General features: G+C 74.2%; 19 protein-coding genes. 9 read left to right on the forward strand and 10 right to left on the reverse strand.

Annotated features, from left to right (window positions below; genetic code table 11):
* Positions 1 to 11: 11 nt before the first annotated feature.
* The gene (sftH, locus tag IE245_RS00525; protein ID WP_229851005.1) at positions 12 to 2555 is read left to right on the forward strand and encodes a DEAD/DEAH box helicase; all 2544 of its coding nucleotides are present in this window, start codon (positions 12 to 14) and stop codon (positions 2553 to 2555) included.
* Here sftH and IE245_RS00530 read toward each other — a convergent pair.
* From IE245_RS00530 to ssd, 7 genes are all read right to left on the reverse strand, one after another.
* Positions 2552 to 2965, reverse strand: coding sequence for an Rv3654c family TadE-like protein (locus tag IE245_RS00530; RefSeq protein WP_189944553.1), 414 nt, complete (start codon positions 2963 to 2965; stop codon positions 2552 to 2554). The genes sftH and IE245_RS00530 overlap by 4 nt on opposite strands.
* The gene (locus IE245_RS00535) at positions 2962 to 3327 is read right to left on the reverse strand and encodes a TadE family type IV pilus minor pilin (RefSeq protein ID WP_189944554.1); all 366 of its coding nucleotides are present in this window, start codon (positions 3325 to 3327) and stop codon (positions 2962 to 2964) included. The genes IE245_RS00530 and IE245_RS00535 overlap by 4 nt, the downstream gene beginning before the upstream one ends.
* Positions 3314 to 3535 (reverse strand): DUF4244 domain-containing protein, encoded by a 222-nt coding sequence (locus IE245_RS00540; protein WP_189944555.1) that lies wholly within the window; start codon positions 3533 to 3535, stop codon positions 3314 to 3316. Before IE245_RS00540 ends, IE245_RS00535 begins: the two co-directional genes overlap by 14 nt.
* A 73-nt stretch (positions 3536 to 3608) precedes the next feature.
* Positions 3609 to 4424 carry a type II secretion system F family protein gene (locus IE245_RS36630; RefSeq protein WP_229851006.1) on the reverse strand — a complete coding sequence of 272 codons (816 nt, stop codon included), beginning with the start codon at positions 4422 to 4424 and terminating at the stop codon, positions 3609 to 3611.
* On the reverse strand, positions 4414 to 5286 hold the full coding sequence (locus IE245_RS00550; RefSeq protein ID WP_229851007.1) for a type II secretion system F family protein: 873 nt from the start codon (positions 5284 to 5286) through the stop codon (positions 4414 to 4416). The genes IE245_RS36630 and IE245_RS00550 overlap by 11 nt, the downstream gene beginning before the upstream one ends.
* Positions 5283 to 6491 carry a TadA family conjugal transfer-associated ATPase gene (locus tag IE245_RS00555; RefSeq protein WP_229851008.1) on the reverse strand — a complete coding sequence of 403 codons (1209 nt, stop codon included), beginning with the start codon at positions 6489 to 6491 and terminating at the stop codon, positions 5283 to 5285. The genes IE245_RS00550 and IE245_RS00555 overlap by 4 nt, the downstream gene beginning before the upstream one ends.
* Positions 6488 to 7633 (reverse strand): septum site-determining protein Ssd, encoded by a 1146-nt coding sequence (gene ssd / locus IE245_RS00560; RefSeq protein ID WP_189944556.1) that lies wholly within the window; start codon positions 7631 to 7633, stop codon positions 6488 to 6490. The genes IE245_RS00555 and ssd overlap by 4 nt, the downstream gene beginning before the upstream one ends.
* A 451-nt stretch (positions 7634 to 8084) precedes the next feature.
* On the opposite strand from ssd, the gene IE245_RS00565 reads away from it, so the two are divergent.
* Positions 8085 to 8939, forward strand: coding sequence for an HAD family hydrolase (locus IE245_RS00565; RefSeq protein ID WP_189944557.1), 855 nt, complete (start codon positions 8085 to 8087; stop codon positions 8937 to 8939).
* Positions 8940 to 9285: 346 nt separating this feature from the next.
* On the opposite strand, the gene IE245_RS00570 is transcribed toward IE245_RS00565, so the two are convergent.
* Positions 9286 to 10104 carry a Fic family protein gene (locus IE245_RS00570; protein ID WP_189944558.1) on the reverse strand — a complete coding sequence of 273 codons (819 nt, stop codon included), beginning with the start codon at positions 10102 to 10104 and terminating at the stop codon, positions 9286 to 9288.
* A 102-nt stretch (positions 10105 to 10206) separates the two neighbouring features.
* Here IE245_RS00570 and IE245_RS00575 point away from each other — a divergent pair, with 102 nt between their 5' ends.
* The gene (locus IE245_RS00575; protein ID WP_189944559.1) at positions 10207 to 11199 is read left to right on the forward strand and encodes an ATP-binding protein; all 993 of its coding nucleotides are present in this window, start codon (positions 10207 to 10209) and stop codon (positions 11197 to 11199) included.
* Positions 11200 to 11408: 209 nt separating this feature from the next.
* Here IE245_RS00575 and IE245_RS00580 read toward each other — a convergent pair whose 3' ends face one another.
* Complete coding sequence (locus IE245_RS00580; protein ID WP_189944560.1) at positions 11409 to 12713, reverse strand: polysaccharide deacetylase family protein; 1305 nt, start codon at positions 12711 to 12713, stop codon at positions 11409 to 11411.
* Positions 12714 to 12942: 229 nt separating this feature from the next.
* Here IE245_RS00580 and IE245_RS00585 point away from each other — a divergent pair, with 229 nt between their 5' ends.
* From IE245_RS00585 to IE245_RS36635, 6 genes are all read left to right on the forward strand, one after another.
* Positions 12943 to 15363 carry a SulP family inorganic anion transporter gene (locus IE245_RS00585; protein WP_189944561.1) on the forward strand — a complete coding sequence of 807 codons (2421 nt, stop codon included), beginning with the start codon at positions 12943 to 12945 and terminating at the stop codon, positions 15361 to 15363.
* A 388-nt stretch (positions 15364 to 15751) separates the two neighbouring features.
* Complete coding sequence (acs, locus tag IE245_RS00590; protein ID WP_189944562.1) at positions 15752 to 17707, forward strand: acetate--CoA ligase; 1956 nt, start codon at positions 15752 to 15754, stop codon at positions 17705 to 17707.
* 271 nt (positions 17708 to 17978) lie between these two features.
* Positions 17979 to 19361, forward strand: a complete 1383-nt coding sequence (gene nhaA, locus IE245_RS00595) for a Na+/H+ antiporter NhaA (protein ID WP_229851009.1) — start codon at positions 17979 to 17981, stop codon at positions 19359 to 19361.
* Between the two features lie 74 nt (positions 19362 to 19435).
* Entirely contained in the window at positions 19436 to 19933 is a 498-nt protein-coding gene (locus IE245_RS00600) for a phage holin family protein (RefSeq protein WP_189944564.1), read from the forward strand.
* Complete coding sequence (locus tag IE245_RS00605) at positions 19930 to 20865, forward strand: alpha/beta fold hydrolase (RefSeq protein WP_189944565.1); 936 nt, start codon at positions 19930 to 19932, stop codon at positions 20863 to 20865. Before IE245_RS00600 ends, IE245_RS00605 begins: the two co-directional genes overlap by 4 nt.
* Before the next feature lie 135 nt (positions 20866 to 21000).
* Positions 21001 to 21192, forward strand: coding sequence for a hypothetical protein (locus IE245_RS36635; protein ID WP_169093085.1), 192 nt, complete (start codon positions 21001 to 21003; stop codon positions 21190 to 21192).
* 12 nt (positions 21193 to 21204) lie between these two features.
* Here IE245_RS36635 and IE245_RS00610 read toward each other — a convergent pair whose 3' ends face one another.
* Positions 21205 to 22404, reverse strand: coding sequence for a MarP family serine protease (locus IE245_RS00610; RefSeq protein ID WP_189944566.1), 1200 nt, complete (start codon positions 22402 to 22404; stop codon positions 21205 to 21207).
* Positions 22405 to 22410: the final 6 nt, after the last annotated feature.

A 22410-nucleotide genomic window follows, 5' to 3' on the forward strand; every position in this document is an offset into this window, starting at 1 on the left:
CGCCAGCCGCGATGGCATTCAATCACTTACCAGCAGCCATGCACGACGCCTTGGAAGCATTGTCCGTCACGCCGGTGACACACTCGGTGCCGATGGCCAAGAATCAGCGCACCGCTCGACCCGCCGGGGACACGGGCAGCCGCCCCTCCCCGCACCGGGTCCTCGAACGGCTCGCCTCGGGCGAGAGCCGTGCTGCGCGCATCACTCATATGGAGCACATGCCCGCTCGGGCGGGTCGCCATGCCGTCTGGCCGGACCGCATCCGCCCCGAGGTGATCGCCGCGATCCGGGACGCCGGCATCGAGCACCCATGGGCCCACCAGGCCGAGGCCGCCGAGCACGCCCTCGACGGCGAGTCCGTGGTGATCGCCACGGGCACCGCCTCCGGCAAGTCGCTCGCTTACCTCGCCCCCGTCCTCTCCACCCTCCTCGACGGCGCCGAGGCCGCGAACGGCCGCGGGACGACCGCCCTCTACCTCTCCCCCACCAAGGCCCTCGCCGCGGACCAGCGCCGCGCCGTCCGCGCGCTGGCCGCCCCGCTCGGCAACCGGATCCGGCCCGCCGTCTACGACGGCGACACGCCCGTCGAGGAACGCGAGTGGGTCCGCCAGTACGCGAACTACGTGCTCACCAACCCCGACATGCTGCACCGGGGCATCCTGCCCTCCCACCCCAGGTGGTCCTCCTTCCTGCGCTCCCTGCGCTACGTCGTCATCGACGAGTGCCACACCTACCGGGGCGTCTTCGGCTCCCACGTCGCCCAGGTCCTGCGCCGGCTGCGCCGGGTCTGCGCCCGGTACGGCTCCGATCCGGTCTTCCTCCTCGCCTCCGCCACCTCCGCCGAGCCGGCCCGCGCCGCCGGCCGGCTCACCGGCCTGCCCGTCACCGAGGTCTCCGACGACGCCTCCCCGCGCGGCGAACTGGTCTTCGCCCTGTGGGAACCGCCCCTCACCGAACTCCAGGGCGAACGGGGCGCCCCGGTCCGCCGCACCGCCACCGCCGAGACCGCCGACCTGCTCACCGACCTCACCCGGCAGGGCGTCCGCTCGGTCGCCTTCGTCCGCTCCCGGCGCGGCGCCGAACTGATCTCGGTGATCGCCCAGGAACGGCTCGCCGAGACCGACCGGGCCCTCGCCCGCCGGGTCGCCGCCTACCGGGGCGGCTACCTCCCCGAGGAGCGCCGCGCCCTGGAACGGGCCCTGCACTCCGGAGAACTCCTCGGCCTCGCCGCGACCACCGCCCTGGAACTGGGCGTGGACGTCTCCGGCCTCGACGCCGTCCTCATCGCCGGCTATCCCGGCACCCGGGCCTCGCTGTGGCAGCAGGCCGGCCGGGCGGGCCGCTCCGGCGAAGGCGCCCTCGCCGTCATGATCGCCCGCGACGACCCGCTGGACACCTTCCTCGTCCACCACCCCGAGGCGATCTTCGACCAGCCGGTCGAGTCGACCGTCCTGGACCCCGACAACCCCTACGTCCTCGCCCCCCATCTCTGCGCCGCCGCCTCCGAACTCCCCCTCACCGAGGCCGACCTCGCCCTCTTCGGCCCCGCCGCGCCCGGCCTCATGCCGCAGCTGGAGGGCGCCGGACTGCTGCGCCGCCGGGCCGGCGGCTGGTACTGGACCCGCCGCGAGCGGGCCGCCGACCTCGCCGACATCCGGGGCGGCGGCGGCAGCCCGGTCCGGATCGTCGAGGAGGGCACCGGCCGGCTCCTCGGCACGGTGGACGAGGCCGCCTCCCACGCCTCCGTCCACGAGGGCGCCGTCCACCTCCACCAGGGCCGCACCTACCTGGTCCGCACGCTGGACCTGGAGGACTCCGTCGCCCTCGTCGAGGAGGCCGTCCCGCCGTACTCGACCGTCGCCCGCGACACCACCTCCGTCCGCGTCCTGGAGACCGACACCGAGGTCCCCTGGGGCGAGGGCCGTCTCTGCTACGGCTCCGTCGAGGTCACCCACCAGGTCATCTCCTTCCTGCGCCGCCGGCTGATCACGGGCGAGGTGCTGGGCGAGACCAAGCTCGACCTGCCGCCCCGCACCCTGCGCACCCGGGCCGTGTGGTGGACGGTCACCGAGGACCAGCTCGACGCCGCCCGCATCACCCCGGAGATCCTCGGCGGCGCCCTGCACGCCGCCGAGCACGCCTCCATCGGCATGCTGCCGCTCTTCGCCACCTGCGACCGCTGGGACATCGGCGGCGTCTCCGTCCCGCTCCACCCGGACACGCTGCTGCCGACCGTCTTCGTGTACGACGGCCACCCCGGCGGCGCCGGGTTCGCCGAACGCGCCTTCCACACCGCCCGGGCCTGGCTCTCCGCCACCCGCGAGGCGATCGCCTCCTGCGAGTGCGAGGCCGGCTGCCCCTCCTGCATCCAGTCCCCCAAGTGCGGCAACGGCAACGACCCCCTCCACAAACGAGGCGCCATCCGCCTCCTCACCGAACTCCTCCGCGCCTCCCCCACGGCCCCCGAAACCGCGGCCACCCCGGGAAGCGAGACCTCCCCGGAGGCCCCGACCGGCCCTGCTGCCACGGCCGGCCCCGGGGACGAGGCCCCTTAGGCCGGACCGAGCGGCGCCGGAGGGCCGGGCGCCGAAGGACCGGGGGTCGGAAGGCCGGGGGACGACGGGCCGGGTTCGGCCGGTCCCGCGCGGGCTCTGGCCGTCGGGGACCAGGAGCCGGCGGACGTCCGGGCCGTCACCTCCGCCTCGGCGCCGGTCAGCCGGCAGTGGAGCAGTTCGGCGCCCTGCGCGGTGGCGACCCGGCGGGCCGCCGCACACGCCTCCGTTTCGCCCCGGAGCGCCCGGTCGGCGGCGGCGAGGGCCGCCAGGTCCGCGGCGCCACCGGCCCGGTGCCGGGCGGCCACCGCCTGCCCCAGCGCCAGCACCGCCCCGAAGACCACGCACAGGGCGCAGGCCGCGAAGGCCGTCCACACGCTCGCGACGCCCCGGTCACCATGTCCGCGTCTCATACCGGCCCACCTCCCCCCACCGTGTCCTCGGCGAGGGCCGCCGCCCCGGCCCGCAGCGTCACGCCCAGGCCGCCCGGCCCCGGCGCCGAGGACTCCACGGTCACCCGCCACAGCTCGCCCTCCCTCGCCACCGCCACCCGGGCCCCCTCGGGCGCGGCGGCCCGGGCGGCGGCCACCACGGCCTCCGCGGGCTCCGAGCGGGCCGCCGCCCGCGCCCCGGCCCTGGCCGCGTCCACGCACCGGATCTGCGCGGCGGACGCCGCCAGGGCCCACAGCAGGGCCATCGCGAAGAGCGCGAGCACCGGCAGCACCACCGCCGCCTCCACGGTCACCGACCCCCGGTCCCGGTCAGAACGGCGCATCGAGCGCCTTCGTGACCAGGGATTCCAGGGCTCCCGAGACGGAGCCGCCGGTCACCACCTTGTAGAACACGGCGGCCAGGCCGGCCGCCGTGAGCGTGCCCAGCGCGTACTCGACCGTGCTCATGCCGCTGTCGGTCCGCAGAGCCGCCCGCCGGGTCGTCCAGAACCCCCGCAGCGCCGTCCGCGCCCACGTGTATGCCGTACGCATCTCTTTTCCCTCTGTCGTTCCGTCGATTCACGTCGTCGTGTCGTGTCGTCAATGTCGTGTCGTCGTGCCGCGTTCAGGGGCCGAGCAGGCCCTTGGCCAGGCCGATCACCACCGGGGCCACCCCGACCGCGAGGAACGCGGGCAGGAAGCACAGCCCCACGGGGGCGCTGATCAGCACCTCGGCCCGGCGGGCCCGGGCGGCGGCCGCGCGGCCGGCCGCCGCCCGCAGGGCGGCCGCGTGCCGGGCCGACGCCTCCGCGGCGGGCGCCCCGGAGGCGTCGGCCCGTTCCAGGCATCGGGCGAGCCCCTCGGCGCCCGGTATCGCCCCGAACCTCCCCCACACCTCCGCCGGGTCCCCGCCGAGCCGCAGCTCGGCGGCGGTCCGCAGCAGCCGCTCCCCGAGCGGACCGCCCAAGGACCGCCCCACGGCCTCCGCCGCCTCTCCCGGACCGGCTCCGGCCGAGGCACAGGCCGCCAGCAGATCGGCCGCCAGCGGGAGCCGCGCCGCCGCCTCCCGGTCCGTCGCCCGCACCCTGGAGGCACCGGTCCTCCGCAGCCACCACCGGGCACCGAGCACTCCGCCCGCGCCCACGAGCAGCGCCGCCGGCGCCCCGAGGAACACTCCCGCGCAGAGCGGCCCGCCCACGACCGCCGCGCGTACCGGCACCGGCACTTCCCGCAGTCCGGCCGTCATCCGCTCCCACCGCCACGTCCGCGCCACGGCCGGCGTCCCGGCGGGTCCGCCGCCGTCGTCCGCCAGCAGACCGCCGAGCCGTCGCCGGGCGCCCCGCCCGCCGCGCACCCGCGCCAGCCGCGGCCAGGCCCGGCCGAGCAGCCAGCAGCCCAGGAGCAACAGCGGGACCGACCTGGCCAGCGGTTCACTCCACATCGCCGCCGCCTCCCCGTACGATCCGCGCGGCCCACCACAGCCCGGCCGCCTCCAGCGCGCCGCCGAGCACCAGGCAGGCCCCTCCGGCGGGGGTGTGCAGCAGGATCCGCAGCGGCTCCGCGCCCATGACCGCGCCGAGGCCGATCCCGGCCACCGGGAGGGCCGCGAGCACGGCCACCGTGGCCCACGCCCCCGACAGTTCGGCCCGCAGCGCCTCGCGCCGCTCGTCCTGCTCGCGGAGTGCGGCCTCCAGCCGGTCGAGGCCGGCGGAAAGTCCCGCGCCGCTGTCGACGGCCACCTGCCAGCAGGCCGCGAGGCCGGCGAGACCTTCGGCGCCCTCCCGTCGGGCCGCTCTGCGCAGCGCCTCCGGCACGTCGCCGCCGAAGCCGACCGCGGCGAGCACCCGCGCCTCCTCCGCGCCGAGGGCCCCGGTGCGGCGGGCCGCGTAGGCGAGGGCGTGGCCGGGCTGGCGGCCGGCCCGCAGCTCACCGCCGGCGGCCTCGCAGAGCGCCACCACCCGCCCGGCCAGCGCCTCGCGTTCCTTGCGCGCCCCGGCCGCCCGCAACCGCCGCCGCACGAGCGGGACGGCCAGGGCGCCCGCGGCCAGCGGCAGCGGCGACCCGCCCAGCAGCGCGAGCAGCCCCGCGGCGGGCAGACACAGCCACTCCGGTCGTCCGCGGGCGGCCGTCCACCAGCGGCCGAGGGCCGCCCGGCCGACGCCCCCGCTCCCGTACCCGGCTCCCTCCCCGGGGAGCAGGGTCCGCGCCCGCAGGACCGCGCGGCGGCGTCCGGCAGCCTGCCGGAGGGCGGGCACGGAGCCGGCGGCCAGGAGACAGAACCCGGCGTACAGGCCGACGGTCACGGGGCACCTCCGACGAGCTCGCGCAGTCGGGGCCAGCCCCGCTCCCGCTCGAAGCCGGACGGGGCCCAGCGGAGTGCGGGCACCGTGCGCACGAGGCCGTCCCGGTCCCGCTCCAGGACGTGGACCTCGGCGATCCGGCGCCGCCCGTCGGGGTCGCGGACCAGGTGCAGCACGGCGGACAGTCCGGCGCCCAGCTGGCTGTGGAGGGCGGCCCGGTCGAGTCCGGCGGCCGTGCCGAGCGCTTCGAGCCGGGCGGGCACGTCGGAGGCCGTGTTGGCGTGGAGCGTGCCCGAGCCGCCCTCGTGCCCGGTGTTGAGCGCCGCGAGGAGGTCGACGGCCTCGCCGCCGCGGACCTCCCCGACGACCAGCCGGTCGGGCCGCATCCGCAGGGCCTGGCGGACCAGGTCCCGGAGGGTGACGAGCCCGGCTCCCTCCTGGTTCGGCGGCCGGGCCTCCAGCCGCACCACGTGGGGGTGGTCCGGGCGCAGCTCGGCCGAGTCCTCGGCGAGGACGATCCGCTCGCGCTCCCCGACCAGGCCGAGGAGGGCGGCGAGGAGCGTCGTCTTGCCCGTGCCGGTGCCTCCGCTGACCAGGTACGACACCCGGGCCTCGATCAGCGCGCGCAGGACCCGGTCGCCGCCGGGCGGCACCGTCCCCGCTGCCGTGAGCTCCTCCAGGGTGAAGGCCCGGGGGCGCATCACCCGCAGCGAGAGGCAGGTGGAGCCGACGGCGACGGGCGGGAGGACCGCGTGCATGCGGGTGCCGTCGGGCAGCCGGGCGTCCACCCAGGGCCGGGCGTCGTCGAGGCGGCGCCCGCCCACGGCCGCGAGCCGCTGCGCGAGCCTCCGGACGGCGGCGGCGTCCGCGAAGACGACGGGCGCCCGCTCCAGGCCCGCTCCCCGGTCGACCCACACCCGGTCGGGTGCCGAGACGAGGACGTCGGTGACGTCGGGGTCGGCGAGGAGGGCCTCCAGCGGCCCCGCACCGGTCAGCTCGCACCGCAGCTCCTCGGCGGCCCCCAGCACCTCGGCGTCCCCCAGCAGGCGCCCCTGGGCCCGCAGGGCGGCCGCCACGCGGGCCGGGGTCGGCTCGGCGCCGCTCGCCGCGAGCCGCTGCCGCACGGCGTCGAGGAGCCCGGCCCCGCCCGTCCGCGCGCCCGGAAGCGCGCCGGACGCAGCGACCTCCGCCGCGCCGGTGCCGGTCATGCCGCACCGCCGGAGGGCAGCGCCTGCTCCCAGAAGGCCGCGCAGAAGCGGCCGAGCGGGCCCCGGGGGTCGGCGCCCGGCGGGGAGCCCGCGTCCTGGTCCGTCACGACGGCGGGGTCGTAGGGGAGTTCGCCGGCGAGCGGCAGCCGCAGCGCGTCGGCGACCCAGCGCTCGTCGAGCCCGGCCGCGTACGGCCCGCGGACCACGGCCCGCAGGTCGCGGACGCCGAAGGAGAGGGTGCCGGCGATCCGGTGGGCGGCGGCGACCGCCCGCAGTTCGCCGGGGACGACGAGGAGTCCGAGGTCGAGCTGGGCCAGGGCCTCGGCCCCGGCCTCGTCGACGGCGCGCGGCAGGTCGACCACGACGACCCCGCCGCCGCGGCGGGCCGCGGCGAGCACGGCCCGGACGGCGTCGGGCGGCACGGCGCCGGTGGGTTCCCGGCCCCAGCTCAGCACCCGCACGCCCCTGGCCGCGGGCAGTGACTCCGCGAGGGCGCCGCCGGCCAGCCGTCCCTTCGAGGCGGTGAAGTCGCTCCAGCGCCTGCCCGGCTCCCGCTCGGCGCCGAGGAGCACGTCGAGTCCGCCGCCGAGCGGGTCGCCGTCGACGAGCAGGGTCCGCCGGCCCGAGCGGGCGGCGGCGAGCGCGAGCCCGCAGGCGAGGGTGGAGGCGCCGGCGCCGCCGCGTCCGCCGACGACGCCGACGGTCAGCGCCGTCCGGCCACCCCCTTCGGCGGCGTCGGCGATCCGCTCGACGAGCCGGGACTCGGCGCCCGGCAGCCTGAGCACGCTGTCCGCGCCGAGCTCGACGGCGAGCCGCCACACGTCCGGGTCGTCCGGGGCCCGTCCGACGAGGACGACCCCGGGCCGGCGCACGGAGCCGCGGCAGCGGGCCGCCGCGTCCTCCCCGACCAGGACGAGCGGGGGGTCGGTCCAGCTCGCCCGCCGCTCGGGCACCCGGTGGTGCACCTCGGGCTCGACGCCGGCCGCGGCGCACAGCCGCAGCAGGTCGTCGAGGAGGACCACGTCCTCGGTGACGATCAGCGGACCGGGCCCGCGCACCCCTTCCCCGTCCCGTGCCCCGGACGCGTCCCGCGCCGTGGACCCGTGCTCCGCTCCCGTGCGGGAGGCCGTCGGCTTGTGCATCGCGCACACCCCTCTCGTGATTCCTGCGGGCCGCGAACTTCGCGACGGGAATCACGGTGAGGCCGAGCGGGAAATCGTGCGGAGTCCACCGAAAAACTGTGGACAATCCACTCCCTGTGAATATCTCGACCACCCGTCCGAGGGCTGTCCGGAACGCAGTGCGCCGGTTACTGTGGGTGACGGATCGAGAGATCGCCGCGCTTCGGGCAGCCGGACGGGCGGCGGCGGGAGAGAGGGGAGGGAGCCATGGCCCAGCGGGCGAAAACGGCTCCGGACATGCGACGACCCCCGCCGGGGGGGAGAGCGGGGGTCGTCTTTCCGGCCGACTCGGGGGGGGGAGGAGCCGGTCCGGGTTAGCACGGTCGCGAACGATCCGTGACTTCCATGGTATACCCGAGAGCCTTCTCAAGCAAACCCACGCGCCCCAGCGTACGCCGAATGGCGGGCACCTATGCTCAGCGTTGTGGAAAACCACTCCTTGCCGCGCACAGCCGCCTTCTTCGACCTGGACAAGACGGTCATTGCGAAGTCCTCGACGCTGACCTTCAGCAAGTCCTTCTACCGTGGCGGACTGATCAGCCGCCGGGCCGCGCTGCGGACGGCCTACATCCAGTTCGTGTTCCTGATCGGCGGGGCCGATCACGACCAGATGGAGCGGATGCGCGAATATCTTTCCGCGCTCTGCAAAGGCTGGAACGTGGCCCAGGTCAAGGAACTCGTCGCCGAGACCCTGCACGACCTGATCGACCCGATCATCTACGACGAGGCGGCCTCCCTCATCGAGGAGCACCACGCCGCCGGCCGCGACGTCGTGATCGTCTCCACCTCCGGCGCCGAGGTGGTCGAGCCGATCGGGGAGATGCTCGGGGCGGACCGGGTCGTCGCCACCCGGATGGTGGTCGGCGAGGACGGCTGCTTCACCGGGGAGGTGGAGTACTACGCCTACGGCCCGACGAAGGCCGAGGCGGTCCGCGAGCTGGCGAAGTCGGAGGGGTACGACCTCTCCCGCTGCTACGCCTACAGCGACTCAGCGACCGACCTGCCCATGCTGGAGGCGGTCGGGCACCCGTATGCCGTCAACCCCGACCGGACGCTGCGCCGCGAGGCGGTGGCCCGGGAGTGGCCGGTGCTGGTGTTCAACCGGCCGGTTCGGCTCAAGCAGCGGCTGCCGGACTTCCGGATGCCGCCGCGTCCGGCGCTGATGGCCGCGGCGGCCGTGGGCGCGGCGGCGGCGACGGCGGGGCTGGTCTGGTACGCCGCCCGGCGGCGTCACCGGGGCGCGGCGGCGGCCCTCGCCGGGAGCTGACCGCTTGTCCCGTTTTCGGGCGATCCGGTTCCGGGATCCGGAAAGAGCGGAAAGAAGCGGATCCACCACTTTCGTTTACCGGCGGACAGGAGTAGAAAGGAATCAGGCCCGCGAGACCTGGGACATCCGAGAGGATCACCTGTTGAGCATGAAGGCCCCACGGACCTGACGCACAAAAACCTGGCACCCACGCGACGTCGACCCGTCGATTACGGGCCAGCCGCACCAGGCGAAGGGCAAAGTACCCCGCCTGATGGGCACATATCGAGGACGCTTGGTAACTGGGTGGACGTGCCAGCGGCGGTACTGAAGGTTGGTACCGCCGCAACCCATGTCCGGGGGTTTTTCAGGCCGCGCCGCGCTGGAGCGCCTCGCAGACCGCCGTCGACTCCCGCACGCCGAGCTCCACCGCGCGCCCGCAGTGCGCGATCCAGCCGCCGACGCCCTCCGGGGTGCCGGTGAGGTACCCCTCGAAGGCGGCCGCGTAGGCGGCCCGGCCCTGCTCCGCGTGTCCGACCTCGGCCGGGCAGATGCCCTTCGGGTCGAGACCGCTGCCCTCCAGCACGATCCGCTCGGCGGTCCGGGCGACCAGGCCGTTGTGCGAGGTGAAGGGACGCAGGGCGAGCAGTTCGCCGTGGACCACGGCGGAGACGACCAGCGCCGGGGCCTCGCTGCCGGCCACGACGAGCTCCGCGAGGCCGTCGAGGCGGGCGGCCACCTCGTCCGGCGCGGGCAGCGGGGCCTCGATCAGCGGCTCGGACACGGCTTCGCCGGCCTGCCGGGGGCGGCCGGTCGACTCCTCGTGCTCGCCCGCGGCGACCAGGTGCAGCCGGGCCAGGACGCGGAGCGGCGACTGGCGCCAGATGGAGAGGAGTTCACCCGCCTCGGCGCTCAGGCGCAGGGCGGCGCCGACGGTGCGGGCCTCGGGGTCGGCGCTGAAGTCGGTGCGGCGGCGGACCTCTTCCAGGGCCCAGTCGGCACCGGCCAGCGCGGCCGAGCCGCGGGCGCCGCGGAGCGCAGCCTCGTGGGCGATCTCGTTGCTGCGGCGGCGCATCACACGGTGGCCGTAGACCCGGTCGACGGCCTTGCGTACGGAGTCCACCGCGTCGGCGACGCCCGGCAGGGTACCGAGGGCGGCCAAGGGGTCAGAGGCGTGCGTACTCATAGGCAAGGAGGCTACGCGCCTCGGGGGCCCGCCCCACGATGGAGTGGTCTTCCTCATAAACCTTGACCACTCGGTGCGTTCATGCCACTACTCTAGGTGAACATGAAGATCGCTTTCGTCGGGAAGGGTGGCAGCGGCAAGACGACGCTGTCCTCGCTCTTCGTCCGCCACCTCGCCGCCACCGAGTCGCCGGTCGTCGCCGTCGACGCGGACATCAACCAGCACTTGGGGGTCGCGCTCGGCCTCACCGAGGCGGAGGCGGCCGCGCTGCCCGCGATGGGGGCGCATCTGCCGCTCATCAAGGAGTACCTGCGCGGCAGCAACCCCCGGATCGCCTCGGCCGAGACGATGATCAAGACCACGCCGCCCGGGGCGGGTTCGCGGCTGCTGCGGGTCCGCGAGGACAACCCGGTGTACGAGGCGTGCGCCCGGCAGGTGCGGCTCGACCCGGGCGAGGTGCGGCTGATGGCGACCGGCCCGTTCACCGAGGCGGACCTCGGCGTCGCCTGCTACCACTCGAAGGTCGGCGCGGTGGAGCTGTGCCTGAACCATCTGGTGGACGGGGCCGGCGAGTACGTGGTGGTCGACATGACGGCCGGCTCGGACTCCTTCGCGTCCGGCATGTTCACCCGCTTCGACATGACCTTCCTGGTCGCCGAGCCGACCCGCAAGGGGGTGTCGGTGTACCGCCAGTACAAGGAGTACGCGCGGGACTTCGGCGTCGCCCTGAAGGTCGTCGGCAACAAGGTGCAGGGCCCGGACGACCTGGACTTCCTGCGCCAGGAGGTCGGCGACGACCTGCTGGTCACCGTCGGCCACTCGGACTGGGTCCGGGCCATGGAGAAGGGCCGCCCGCCGCGCTTCGAGCGGCTGGAGCCCGAGAACCACCGCGCGCTGCGGACCCTGCGGGAGGCGGCGGACGCCTCGTACGCCCGCCGCGACCGGCACCGTTACACGAGCCAGATGGTCCACTTCCACCTCCGCAACGCGGAGAGCTGGGGCAACGCCAAGACCGGGGCCGACCTGGCGGCGCAGGTCGACCCCGACTTCGTCCTCGGCGAACCGGTCGCCGAACCCGTCGCCGCCTCGCGCTGACGGACCGGACCACCACCGCCGGACGGCGTCCGGCACAGCCCCCCCCCGAAGCCCGGGAGGCGCCCCGGCGCCGAACGGCGCGAGCGGGGGCCGGAAAGAGAACGGCCCGGGGCCGACCCGGCGGCGCAGGTCGACCCCGGCTCCGTCCTCGGCGAACCGGTCGCCGAACCCGTTGGCCGAACCGATGGCCGAGACCTCGGCGCGGCCCGCTACATGCGGGAGCCGGGCCGGCGGGCGGGGGCGGGGGCCGGGGGTTGCTCCGCCAGGAAGGCGGACCAGCCTCCGGCGGGGGCCTCGCCGACCTTCAGGGTGCGCATCTTGGCGATGACGGCGGGGTCCTGGGCGTCCAGCCAGTCGGCGAGCTGACGGAAGGAGACGCACTCGACGTCCTTCTGGACGCAGACCGTGGCGATGGTCTCCTCGATGGCGCGCATGTAGGTGCCGCCGTTCCAGGACTCGAAGTGGTTGCCGATGATGACCGGCGCCCGGTTGCCGCGGTAGGAGCGCTCGAAGGCCTGGACGAGGCCGTCGCGCATCTGGTCGCCCCAGTAGCGGTGCATGTTCGGGTCGCCCTGGGTGGTGCCCGGCGACTGGTTGACCAGGAAGTTGTAGTCCATGGCCAGGGTCTGGAAGGCCCGGCCGGGGACCGGGACGAGGTGCATGGACAGGTCCCAGAGGCCGTGGTCCTTCTCCGGCCAGACCTGGTCGTTGACGCCGCTGGTGTCGTAGCGGAAGCCGAGCTCGGAGGCGGCCTTCACGAAGTTCTCGCGACCCTCCAGGCACGGGGTGCGGGCGCCGACGAGCTCCTTGTCGTAGTCGAAGGGGAGCGGCTGCTCGGCGCGCAGGCCCGCGTTGGTCTTCCAGTTCTTGACGAAGGACTTGGCCTGCCGGATCTCGCTCTTCCACTCCTCCACGGACCAGGTGCCGACGCCGCCGTCGGCGCCGCAGAAGTGGCCGTTGAAGTGGGTGCCGATCTCGTTGCCCTCCAGCCACGCGCCGCGCAGTTCGCGGACGGTGTCGCGGATGCCCTCGGCGTCGTTGAAGCCGATGTCGGAGCGGCCGGCAGAGTGCTTGGGCGGGTCGTACATCGCCCGCTTCTCCTCCGGCAGGAGGTACACGCCGCTGAGGAAGTACGTCATGGTCGCGTCGTACTTCTTGCCGACGTTCCGGAAGTGGGAGAAGAGCTTCTGGCTGTCCTCGCCGGCACCGTCCCAGGAGAAGACGACGAACTGCGGCGGGGCCTCGCCGGGCTTCAGCTTCTTCCAGGTGGGCTGGTGCGGCTGGGCGCCGGTGTAGGCGGTGGAGCCGTCGCCGATCAGCCGGACCGGGTTCTCCGGCGCGGCGGCGGGCTTCTTCTCCGCGGCGCCGGTGCCCGAGCCCGGGGAGCCCTTGGTGCCGGGGCCGGAGGAGGACGGCTCCGAGCAGCCCGCCAGGCCGCCGACGAGAGCGACGGTGAGGGCGCCGGCGGCCAGCGCCTTCCTCCGGAACGTACTTCCTCGCACTGCGGCTGACATCCGCCCACCTCTCTCATCCGACGGCTCCGCCCCGACCGGCGGCCGAGCGGCGTCAACGTCGCACCCGAGGGCGCGGGGTGATGAAACGACAAGCGGACAGGCGTCCACCATTCACCGGAACCGGTGAACCATTGCCCCGTTTGCCCCGAAAATAATGCCGGAGACTTTACTCTCCATTACGATTCGTTTACTCAGAGTTGAGGTACCCGTTCGGCCCCGAGGAGACCGGATGACCCTCTGCACCCCCGCCCGCACGCCCAACCGACCACGTGTCCAGCGGCCCCACAGCCCGCCCGGAGGCGCCCGCCGCCTCCTCCCCGCCGGCGCGGACGTCTCCGCGTCGATCGCCGTCTTCCTGATCGCACTGCCGCTCTCGCTCGGCATCGCACTCGCCACCGGAGCCCCGCTCCAGGCCGGACTGGTCGCCGCCGCCGTCGGCGGTCTGGTCGCCGGCCGGCTCGGCGGCTCGCCGCTCCAGGTGAGCGGACCCGCCGCCGGCCTCACCGTCGTCACCGCCGAACTGATCCAGCGGTACGGCTGGCGCACCACCTGCGCCATCACGGTCCTCGCCGGACTCTCCCAACTCGCGCTGGCCTCCCTCAGAGTGGCCCGGTCGGCACTCGCCGTCTCGCCCGCGATCGTGCACGGCATGGTGGCCGGCATCGGCGTCACCATCGCCATGGCCCAGCTCCACATCGTCCTCGGCGGGACCCCGCAGAGCTCCGTGGTGGCCAACGCCCTGGGCCTTCCAGCGCAGTTGGCGGACGTCCGACCCTCCGCGCTCGCCATCAGCGGGCTGACCATCGCCGTCCTGCTCGGCTGGCCGCGGCTGCCGGGCCGGGCGGGCCGCCTCGCGCGCAAGGCACCGGCCGCGCTGGTCGCCGTCGGCGGCGCGACCGTGCTCGCCGCGACCGCCGGGCTGACCGTGCCCCGCGTCGACCTGCCGTCCTGGAGCAGCCACGCGCTCCCGGGGCTGCCCGACGGGCCGGTCCTCGGCATCGCCGCCGGCGTGCTGACCATCACCCTGGTCACCAGCGTGCAGTCGCTGCTCTCCGCGGTCGCCGTCGACAAGCTGGTCGCCGCCCGCCCCGACCGCGGTCGCGGCATCCCGCGCTCCCGCCTCGACCGCGAGCTGGCCGGCCAGGGCGCCGCCAACATGGTCTCCGGCGCGCTCGGCGGCCTCCCGGTCGCCGGGGTCGCGGTCCGCAGCGTCGCCAACGTGTCGGCGGGCGCGGTCAGCCGCGCCTCCACGATGCTGCACGGCCTGTGGATCGTGCTGGCCTCGCTGTTCCTCGTGCCGGCGATCGACCTGATCCCACTCGCCGCGCTCGCCGCGCTCGTCATGATCGTCGGCATCCAGATGGTGAGCATCACCCACATCCGCACGGTCACCCGGCACCGCGAGGTCGTGGTCTACGCGGTGACGCTGACCGGGGTCGTCCTGATCGGCCTCCTGGAGGGCGTCGCCCTCGGGATCGCCGTCGCGGTCGCGGTCGCGATGCAGCGGCTGGCCCGCACCCGGATCACCCGGGAGGAGCACGACGGCCGCCAGCTGCTGCGCGTGCGGGGGCAGTTGACCTTCCTCGCCGTGCCGCGACTGAGCCGGGCGCTGCACCAGATCCCCGCCGGTGCCGAGGTGACGGTGGAGCTCGACGGCTCGTTCATGGACCATGCGGCGTACGAGACGCTGAACGACTGGACGGCCGCCCACCGGGCCCACGGCGGCTCGGTCGAACTGACCGGCCCCACCGGGAGCCGTATCGCCGACTCCCCCGGCGGCCGCGCCCCGGGCCCCGCGTCCGGCCCCGGCCCCGGCCCCGAGCCCGATACGGGCTCCGCCCCGGCGGCCGGCACGCAGCCCTCCCCGCACCCCTGCTGCCGCCCCTGGACCCCCTGGCACAACCACCAGTGCGCCGTGCTGCCCGCGCCGCCCCTCACCCCGGCGCAGGAGCCTCCGGCGCGGACGGGGCATCAGCTCGCCCACGGCATCGGCAAGTTCCAGCGGAACACCGCGCCGCTGGTCCGCGACGAGCTGGCCCGGCTCGCCCGGGAGGGCCAGACGCCCTCCCAGCTCTTCCTCACCTGCGCCGACTCCCGCCTGGTCACCAGCATGATCACGTCCAGCGGACCCGGCGACCTCTTCACCGTGCGCAACGTCGGCAATCTGGTGCCGCTGCCCGGCGAGGAGAGCGGCGACGACTCGGTGGCCGCGGCGATCGAGTACGCGGTGGACGTCCTGCGGGTGCAGTCGATCACCGTGTGCGGCCACTCCGGCTGCGGCGCCATGCAGGCCCTGCTCGGCGCCGGGCCGGACGAACCGGCGACGCCGCTGCACCGCTGGCTGCGGCACGGCCGGCCGAGCCTGGAGCGGATGGCGAGCCGCCGCCACGCCTGGGCGCGGATCTCCGGACGGCTGCCGGCGGACGCGGTCGAGCAGCTGTGCCTGACCAACGTGGTGCAGCAGCTGGAGCACCTGCGGGCGTACGACTCGGTGGCGAGACGGCTCGCCGACGGCAGTCTCACCCTGCACGGGATGTACTTCCACGTGGGCGAGGCGCAGGCGTACCTGCTCTCCGGGGACGAGGTGCGCGGCTACGACGACGTCTTCGACAGCGTCCCGCCGGCCACCCTGGCGGCCAAGGCCTCCTGACGGCGGCCGCGCCACCCACCGGGGCCCGTACGCGCCGGGCCCCCACCCGGGCCCGCGTCTCAGCCCCGGCCCGGACGCCCCGACCCCGCATCGGGGCCCGGCGCCCGGTCCCGGACGCCGGGGTCCCCACGCGCGGGCCCCCCACGACCCGGCCCCGCCCCGGGACCCGGTACGCGGGGCCCGCGCGTCCTGAACCTTTCCCGTTCCCCCTCCGTGAGACTGTGTGGCCCCTCCTTCCCTCCGCTCGGGAAGGAGGGGCGCCCATCCGTCAAGTCACTCACAGGTCTAAACCAATTCCCCGGAGACTCTTGTCACCCGGGGCATCGGGCTGATGAGGTATGACGCGGGACACATACGCACAGAGGACGCCCTGGGAAAGGGAGATGTCGTGAGCAACGAGAGCCTGGCCAATCTGCTCCGGGAAGAGCGCCGCTTCGCGCCGCCCGCCGAGCTGGCCGCGCACGCCAACGTGACGGCGGAGGCGTACGAGCAGGCCGAGGCGGACAGGCTGGGTTTCTGGGCCGAGCAGGCCAGGCGCCTGACCTGGGCCACCGAGCCGACCGAGACCCTCGACTGGTCGAACCCGCCGTTCGCCAAGTGGTTCGCCGACGGCGAGCTCAACGTGGCGTACAACTGCGTCGACCGGCACGTCGAGGCCGGCCACGGCGACCGGGTCGCCATCCACTTCGAGGGCGAGCCGGGCGACAGCCGCGCGATCACCTACGCCGAACTCAAGGACGAGGTCTCCAAGGCCGCCAACGCCCTGACCGAGCTGGGCGTCCGCAAGGGCGACCGGGTCGCCGTCTACCTGCCGATGATCCCCGAGGCCGCGATCACGATGCTGGCCTGCGCCCGCGTCGGCGCCGCCCACTCGGTCGTCTTCGGCGGCTTCTCCGCCGACGCCGTCGCCTCCCGCATCCAGGACGCCGACGCCAAGGTCGTCGTGACCGCCGACGGCGGCTACCGCCGTGGCAAGCCGTCCGCCCTCAAGCCGGCCATCGACGAGGCCGTCGCCAAGTGCCCGACGGTCGAGCACGTGCTGGTCGTCCGCCGCACCGGCGAGGACACCGCCTTCACCGAGGGCCGTGACGTCTGGTGGCACGACGTCGTCGACCGCCAGTCCGCCGAGCACACCCCCGAGGCGTTCCCGGCCGAGCACCCGCTCTTCATCCTGTACACCTCCGGCACCACGGGTAAGCCGAAGGGCATCCTGCACACCTCCGGCGGCTACCTCACCCAGGCCGCCTACACCCACCACGCCGTCTTCGACCTCAAGCCGGAGACCGACGTCTACTGGTGCACGGCCGACATCGGCTGGGTCACCGGCCACTCGTACATCGTCTACGGCCCGCTGGCCAACGGCGCCACGCAGGTCATGTACGAGGGCACCCCGGACACCCCGCACCAGGGCCGGGTCTTCGAGATCGTGCAGAAGTACGGCGTCACCATCCTCTACACGGCTCCGACGCTGATCCGCACCTTCATGAAGTGGGGCGACGACATCCCCGCGAAGTTCGACCTGAGCAGCCTGCGGGTCCTCGGCTCGGTCGGCGAGCCGATCAACCCCGAGGCCTGGGTCTGGTACCGCAAGCACATCGGCGCCGACCGCTGCCCCATCGTGGACACCTGGTGGCAGACCGAGACCGGCGCGATGATGATCTCGCCGCTCCCCGGCGTCACCGAGACCAAGCCGGGCTCCGCCCAGCGCCCGCTGCCGGGCATCTCCGCCACCGTCGTCGACGACGAGGCGAACGAGGTGCCGGACGGCGGCGGCGGCTACCTGGTCCTGACCGAGCCGTGGCCGTCGATGCTCCGCACCATCTGGGGCGACGACCAGCGCTTCATCGACACCTACTGGTCCCGCTTCGAGGGCAGGTACTTCGCCGGCGACGGCGCCAAGAAGGACGACGACGGCGACATCTGGCTGCTCGGCCGGGTCGACGACGTCATGCTGGTCTCCGGCCACAACATCTCCACCACCGAGGTCGAGTCCGCGCTCGTCTCGCACCCCTCGGTGGCCGAGGCGGCCGTCGTCGGTGCCGCCGACGAGACCACCGGCCAGGCGATCGTCGCCTTCGTGATCCTGCGCGGCACCGCCAGCCAGGACGAGAGCCTCGTCGCCGAGCTGCGCAACCACGTGGGCGCCACGCTCGGCCCGATCGCCAAGCCCAAGCGGATCCTGCCGGTGGCCGAGCTGCCGAAGACCCGCTCCGGCAAGATCATGCGCCGGCTGCTGCGCGACGTGGCGGAGAACCGCCAGGTCGGCGACGTCACCACGCTGGCCGACTCCTCGGTCATGTCGCTCATCCAGACGCAGCTGCCCGCCGCGTCCAGCGAGGACTGAGCACCCCCGGCAGCACACCGCGAAGGCCCGCCCCGGCACCCGGGGGCGGGCCTTCCCCCGTCTCCGGCCGCCGCGCCGAAACCCCCGTACCTCCCTAAAGTGATCCACGACGGGCAAAAGATCCCATCGGACGAGAAGATCCCCGCCGGACGCGCCCCGGGCTCGTTAGGTAAGGTAAGGAACGCGTCAGGAACGCGACAGAAAGACCTAGGTGAGCCGGGAAGTCTGGTCGGCATGTGCTGTGTGCTGCCCACCCGACCGGAGGCTCCCCGTGTCCACCGACCGCACGTTCCTCGGACGGCTCTCGCTCCCCGAGCGCCGCCACCTCACCGACGCCCTGCGCACCGAGACCGTCGGCGGCGTCCTCCTGCTCGCGGCCGCGGTCACCGCGCTCGTCTGGGCCAACGTCCTCCCCGGCAGCTACGAGTCGGTCTCCCACTTCCACATGGGCCCCGCCTCCCTCGGCCTCGACCTCTCCATAGCCCACTGGGCCGCCGACGGCCTCCTCGCGGTGTTCTTCTTCGTCGCCGGCATCGAGCTCAAGCGCGAACTGGTCGCCGGCGAGCTGCGCGACCCCAGGGCCGCCGCCCTCCCCGTCGTCGCGGCGCTCTGCGGCATGGCCACCCCGGCCCTCGTCTACGTCCTGGTCAACGCCGTCGGCGGCGGCTCCATGGACGGCTGGGCCGTGCCCACCGCCACCGACATCGCCTTCGCGCTCGCCGTCCTCGCCGTCATCGGCACCTCGCTCCCCTCCGCCCTGCGCGCCTTCCTCCTCACCCTCGCCGTCGTCGACGACCTCTTCGCGATCCTGATCATCGCGGTCTTCTTCACCGGCGACCTGGACTTCGCCGCCCTCGGTGGCGCCGTCGCCGGCCTCGTCCTCTTCTGGTTCCTGCTCCGCAAGGAGGTCCGCGGCTGGTACGTGTACGTCCCGCTGGCCCTGGTGATCTGGGGCCTGATGTACAACAGCGGCGTCCACGCCACCATCGCCGGCGTCGCCATGGGCCTGATGCTCCGCTGCACCACCCGCGAGGGCGAGGAGCACTCCCCCGGGGAGCACATCGAGCACCTGGTCCGGCCGCTCTCCGCCGGTCTCGCCGTCCCCCTCTTCGCGCTCTTCTCCGCCGGGGTGGCCCTCTCCAGCGAGGCGCTGCGCGACGTCTTCACCCAGCCCGTCACCCTGGGCATCGTCCTCGGCCTGGTCGTCGGCAAGGCCGTCGGCATCTTCGGCGGCACCTGGCTGACCGCCCGCTTCACCCGGGCGGAGCTCAACCCGCAGCTGGCCTGGCCGGACGTCTTCGCGGTCGCCACCCTCGCCGGCATCGGCTTCACGGTCTCGCTGCTCATCGGCGAGCTCGCCTTCGAGGGGGACGCGGCGCTCACCTCCGAGGTGAAGGCCGCCGTCCTCATGGGCTCGCTGATCGCCGCGGCCTGCGCCTCGCTGCTGCTCAAGCTGCGGGTGCGGAAGTACCAGCTCCTCGTCGCCGAGGAGGAGCGGGACGACGACGAGGACGGCATCCCGGACGTGTACGAGGAGGGCACCGAGGCGTACCACCTCCGGATGGCCGAGATCCTGGAGCGGAAGGCCGCGGAACACCGCGAGCGCGCCCGACTGGCGGGGGCACCGCGCGACGGGGCCGACCGTCCGGCATGATCTGAGGCGGACCGTACACAGAGACTCGGACCCGTACCCGGAGACTCGGACCGTACAAGAGGAGAGGGAGAGCGATGAGCCACCCGTTCGACGGAACCGAGCGCAGCCTCGGCCAGCTGGTCGCCTCGGCGACCGCCGAGATGTCCGCACTGGTGCACGACGAGATCGCCCTGGCCAAGGCCGAGCTCCGGCAGGACGTGAAGCGCGGCGCGATCGGCAGCGGCGCGGCCATCGCCGCCGCCGTGGTGCTGCTGTTCTCGCTGCCGATGCTGAGCTTCGCACTCGCGTACGCCATCAACACCTGGACCGGCGGGCACAACGGCAACGGCGGCTGGAACCTCGTCTGGTGCTTCCTGCTGTCCTTCGCCTTCAACGTGATCGTCGCGGGCCTCCTCGGCGCGATCGCCGTCTCGAAGTTCAAGAAGGTCAAGCCGCCGGAGAAGTCCATCGCCTCCGCCAAGCAGACCGCCGCGATCATGCAGAACGTGAAGCCGCACCCCCGTCCGGAGGGCCTCCCGGCCGCCGAGGTGACGCTGGCCAAGGCCCAGTCTGTGGCACGCTCGTCCGTATGACCCTCCCCGAGAGCAGCACCCCCGGCGGCGGGCCCGTACGCCTCGACGGTCCGTGGACCCACCGTGACGTCGCGGCCAACGGCGCCCGTTTCCACATCGCCGAGATGGGCGACGGCCCCCTGGTGCTGCTGCTGCACGGCTTCCCGCAGTTCTGGTGGACCTGGCGCCACCAGCTGCCGGCGCTCGCCGAGGCCGGCTTCCGGGCGGTCGCGATGGACCTGCGCGGGGTCGGCGGCAGCGACCGCACCCCCCGCGGTTACGACCCCGCCAACCTCGCCCTCGACATCACCGGCGTGGTCCGCTCGCTCGGCGAGCCGGACGCCGCGCTCGTCGGCCACGACCTGGGCGGCTACCTCGCCTGGACGGCCGCCGTCATGCGGCCGAAGCTGGTCCGCCGACTCGCGGTCTCCTCGATGCCGCACCCGCGCCGCTGGCGCTCGGCGATGCTCTCCGACTTCGCCCAGTCCCGGGCCGGTTCGCACGTCTGGGGCTTCCAGCGGCCGTGGCTGCCGGAGCGTCAGCTGGTCGCCGACGACGCCGAGCTGGTGGGGCGTCTGATCCGGGAGTGGTCGGGACCGCGCCCGGTGGAGGACGAGGCGGTCGAGGCATACCGGCGGGCGATGCTCGTGCCGTCCACGGCGCACTGCTCGATCGAGCCGTACCGCTGGCTGGTCCGCTCGCTGGCCCGGCCGGACGGCATCCAGTTCAACCGGCGCATGAAGCGGCCGGTGCGGGTGCCGACGCTGCACCTGCACGGCTCGATGGACCCGGTGATGCGGACCCGCAGCGCCGCCGGTTCGGGCGAGTACGTGGAAGCGCCGTACCGCTGGCGGCTCTTCGACGGCCTGGGGCACTTCCCGCACGAGGAGGACCCGGCCGCCTTCACGACGGAGCTCGTCAACTGGCTGAAGGACCCCGAGCCCGACCGCTGACGCCCGACCGTCGCCGTCGCCGTACGGGTCCGCGCCCGCACGGGTTTGCGTCGAACGGCCATGTGCCGGGCGCATACTCCGATTGGCGGGCCCCGGAACGGTTACCGGGCCCGGACCCCGGGCAGACGTCGGGGTATGGGCTGGACGCACGACTACGGTGACACGGCACGCGACCGCCGCTCGGCCTCCGGGCCGGGCTCCCGCGAGCGGGGAGGCCCGCCGGAGCAGGGCCGCGCTCCCGGCGGGCAGGTCGGGATCTCACGCATCCTCAGGCGGCGGGCCCGCTGGGTCTCGGCCCGCCTCCGCCATCCGCGCGACACCGCGTAGCCCCGGGGGGGATCAGAGGGCGCAGCTGTCGGTGTCGACCTGCTGGTTCGCGGTACGGCCGAGCTCGATGTCCTCGCGGATCTCCTGGACCGTCAGCGCGTACCCGGTGTCGGCGTCGTCGCGGGAGCGGGCGAAGATCACGCCCGAGACCGTGCCGTCCTCGGTGAGCAGCGGGCCGCCGGAATTGCCCTGGCGGACCGTCGTGTACAGCGAGTAGACGTCCCTGCGCACCTCGCCCCGGTGGTAGATGTCGGGGCCGTCGGCGCTGATCCGGCCGCGGACGCGGGCGGAGCGGACGTCGTACGAGCCGTTCTCCGGGAAGCCGGCGACGATGGCGTCGTCCCCGCTCCGCGCCTCGCGCTCGGTGAAGCGGAGCGGGGTGGCCTTCAGGTCCGGCACGTCGAGGACGGCGATGTCGCGGCGCCAGTCGTAGAGCACGACCTTGGCGTCGTACAGCCGGCCCTCGCCGCCGATCTGCACGGTGGGCTCGTCGACGCCGCCGACCACGTGCGCGTTGGTCATCACCCGGCGCTCGGAGAAGACGAAGCCGGTGCCCTCCAGGACCTTGCCGCAGCTGGGCGCGGTGCCGACGACCTTGACGATGGAGCGCTGGGCGCGGGTGGCGACGGGGCTGCCGGCGAGCGCCGGGTCCGGCGGGACGACCTCGGTGATGGGCTCGTCGGCGAAGGGGCTGAAGACCTGCGGGAAGCCGCTGCGGGCGAGCGTGGAGCTGAAGTCGGCGAACCAGACGTCCACCTGATCGGGCATCACCCGGGAGACGCCCTGGAGCACCTTGGAGCCGCGCACCTCCTTGCCCAGGGTGGGCAGCGAGGTGCCGGCGAGCGCCGAGCCGATCAGCCAGGCGACGAGCAGCATGGCGACCACGTTGACCAGCGCGCCGCCGGTGGCGTCGAGGGCGCGGGCCGGGGACCAGGTGATGTGGCGGCGGAGTTTGTTGCCGAGGTGGGTGGTGAGCGCCTGGCCGACGGAGGCGGAGACGATGACCGCCATCACGAAGATCACGGTGACCGTGGTGGTGACCTCGCTCTTGTCGGTGAGCTGGTCCCACAGGATCGGCAGCAGCCACATGGCGAGGAGGCCGCCGCCGAGGAAGCCGACCACGGAGAGGATGCCGACCACGAAGCCCTGGCGGTAGCCGATGATCGCGAACCACACGGCCGCGAGCAGCAGCAGGATGTCCAGCACGTTCACGGTCGT

Origin of the sequence: Streptomyces roseolus (assembly GCF_014649855.1) — a bacterium.
GTDB lineage: Bacteria > Actinomycetota > Actinomycetes > Streptomycetales > Streptomycetaceae > Streptomyces > Streptomyces roseolus.

Excerpts from the sequence above, each read along its gene's own strand:
- sftH (WP_229851005.1), top strand. The coding sequence starts at position 12 with ATGGCATTCAATCACTTACCAGCAGCCATGCACGACGCCTTGGAAGCA.
- IE245_RS00530 (WP_189944553.1), bottom strand. The coding sequence starts at position 2,965 with ATGAGACGCGGACATGGTGACCGGGGCGTCGCGAGCGTGTGGACGGCC.
- IE245_RS00535 (WP_189944554.1), bottom strand. The coding sequence starts at position 3,327 with ATGCGCCGTTCTGACCGGGACCGGGGGTCGGTGACCGTGGAGGCGGCG.
- IE245_RS00540 (WP_189944555.1), bottom strand. The coding sequence starts at position 3,535 with ATGCGTACGGCATACACGTGGGCGCGGACGGCGCTGCGGGGGTTCTGG.
- IE245_RS36630 (WP_229851006.1), bottom strand. The coding sequence starts at position 4,424 with ATGTGGAGTGAACCGCTGGCCAGGTCGGTCCCGCTGTTGCTCCTGGGC.
- IE245_RS00555 (WP_229851008.1), bottom strand. The coding sequence starts at position 6,491 with ATGACCGGCACCGGCGCGGCGGAGGTCGCTGCGTCCGGCGCGCTTCCG.
- ssd (WP_189944556.1), bottom strand. The coding sequence starts at position 7,633 with ATGCACAAGCCGACGGCCTCCCGCACGGGAGCGGAGCACGGGTCCACG.
- IE245_RS00565 (WP_189944557.1), top strand. The coding sequence starts at position 8,085 with ATGCTCAGCGTTGTGGAAAACCACTCCTTGCCGCGCACAGCCGCCTTC.
- IE245_RS00570 (WP_189944558.1), bottom strand. The coding sequence starts at position 10,104 with ATGAGTACGCACGCCTCTGACCCCTTGGCCGCCCTCGGTACCCTGCCG.
- IE245_RS00575 (WP_189944559.1), top strand. The coding sequence starts at position 10,207 with ATGAAGATCGCTTTCGTCGGGAAGGGTGGCAGCGGCAAGACGACGCTG.
- IE245_RS00580 (WP_189944560.1), bottom strand. The coding sequence starts at position 12,713 with ATGTCAGCCGCAGTGCGAGGAAGTACGTTCCGGAGGAAGGCGCTGGCC.
- IE245_RS00585 (WP_189944561.1), top strand. The coding sequence starts at position 12,943 with ATGACCCTCTGCACCCCCGCCCGCACGCCCAACCGACCACGTGTCCAG.
- IE245_RS00600 (WP_189944564.1), top strand. The coding sequence starts at position 19,436 with ATGAGCCACCCGTTCGACGGAACCGAGCGCAGCCTCGGCCAGCTGGTC.
- IE245_RS00605 (WP_189944565.1), top strand. The coding sequence starts at position 19,930 with ATGACCCTCCCCGAGAGCAGCACCCCCGGCGGCGGGCCCGTACGCCTC.
- IE245_RS36635 (WP_169093085.1), top strand. The coding sequence starts at position 21,001 with ATGGGCTGGACGCACGACTACGGTGACACGGCACGCGACCGCCGCTCG.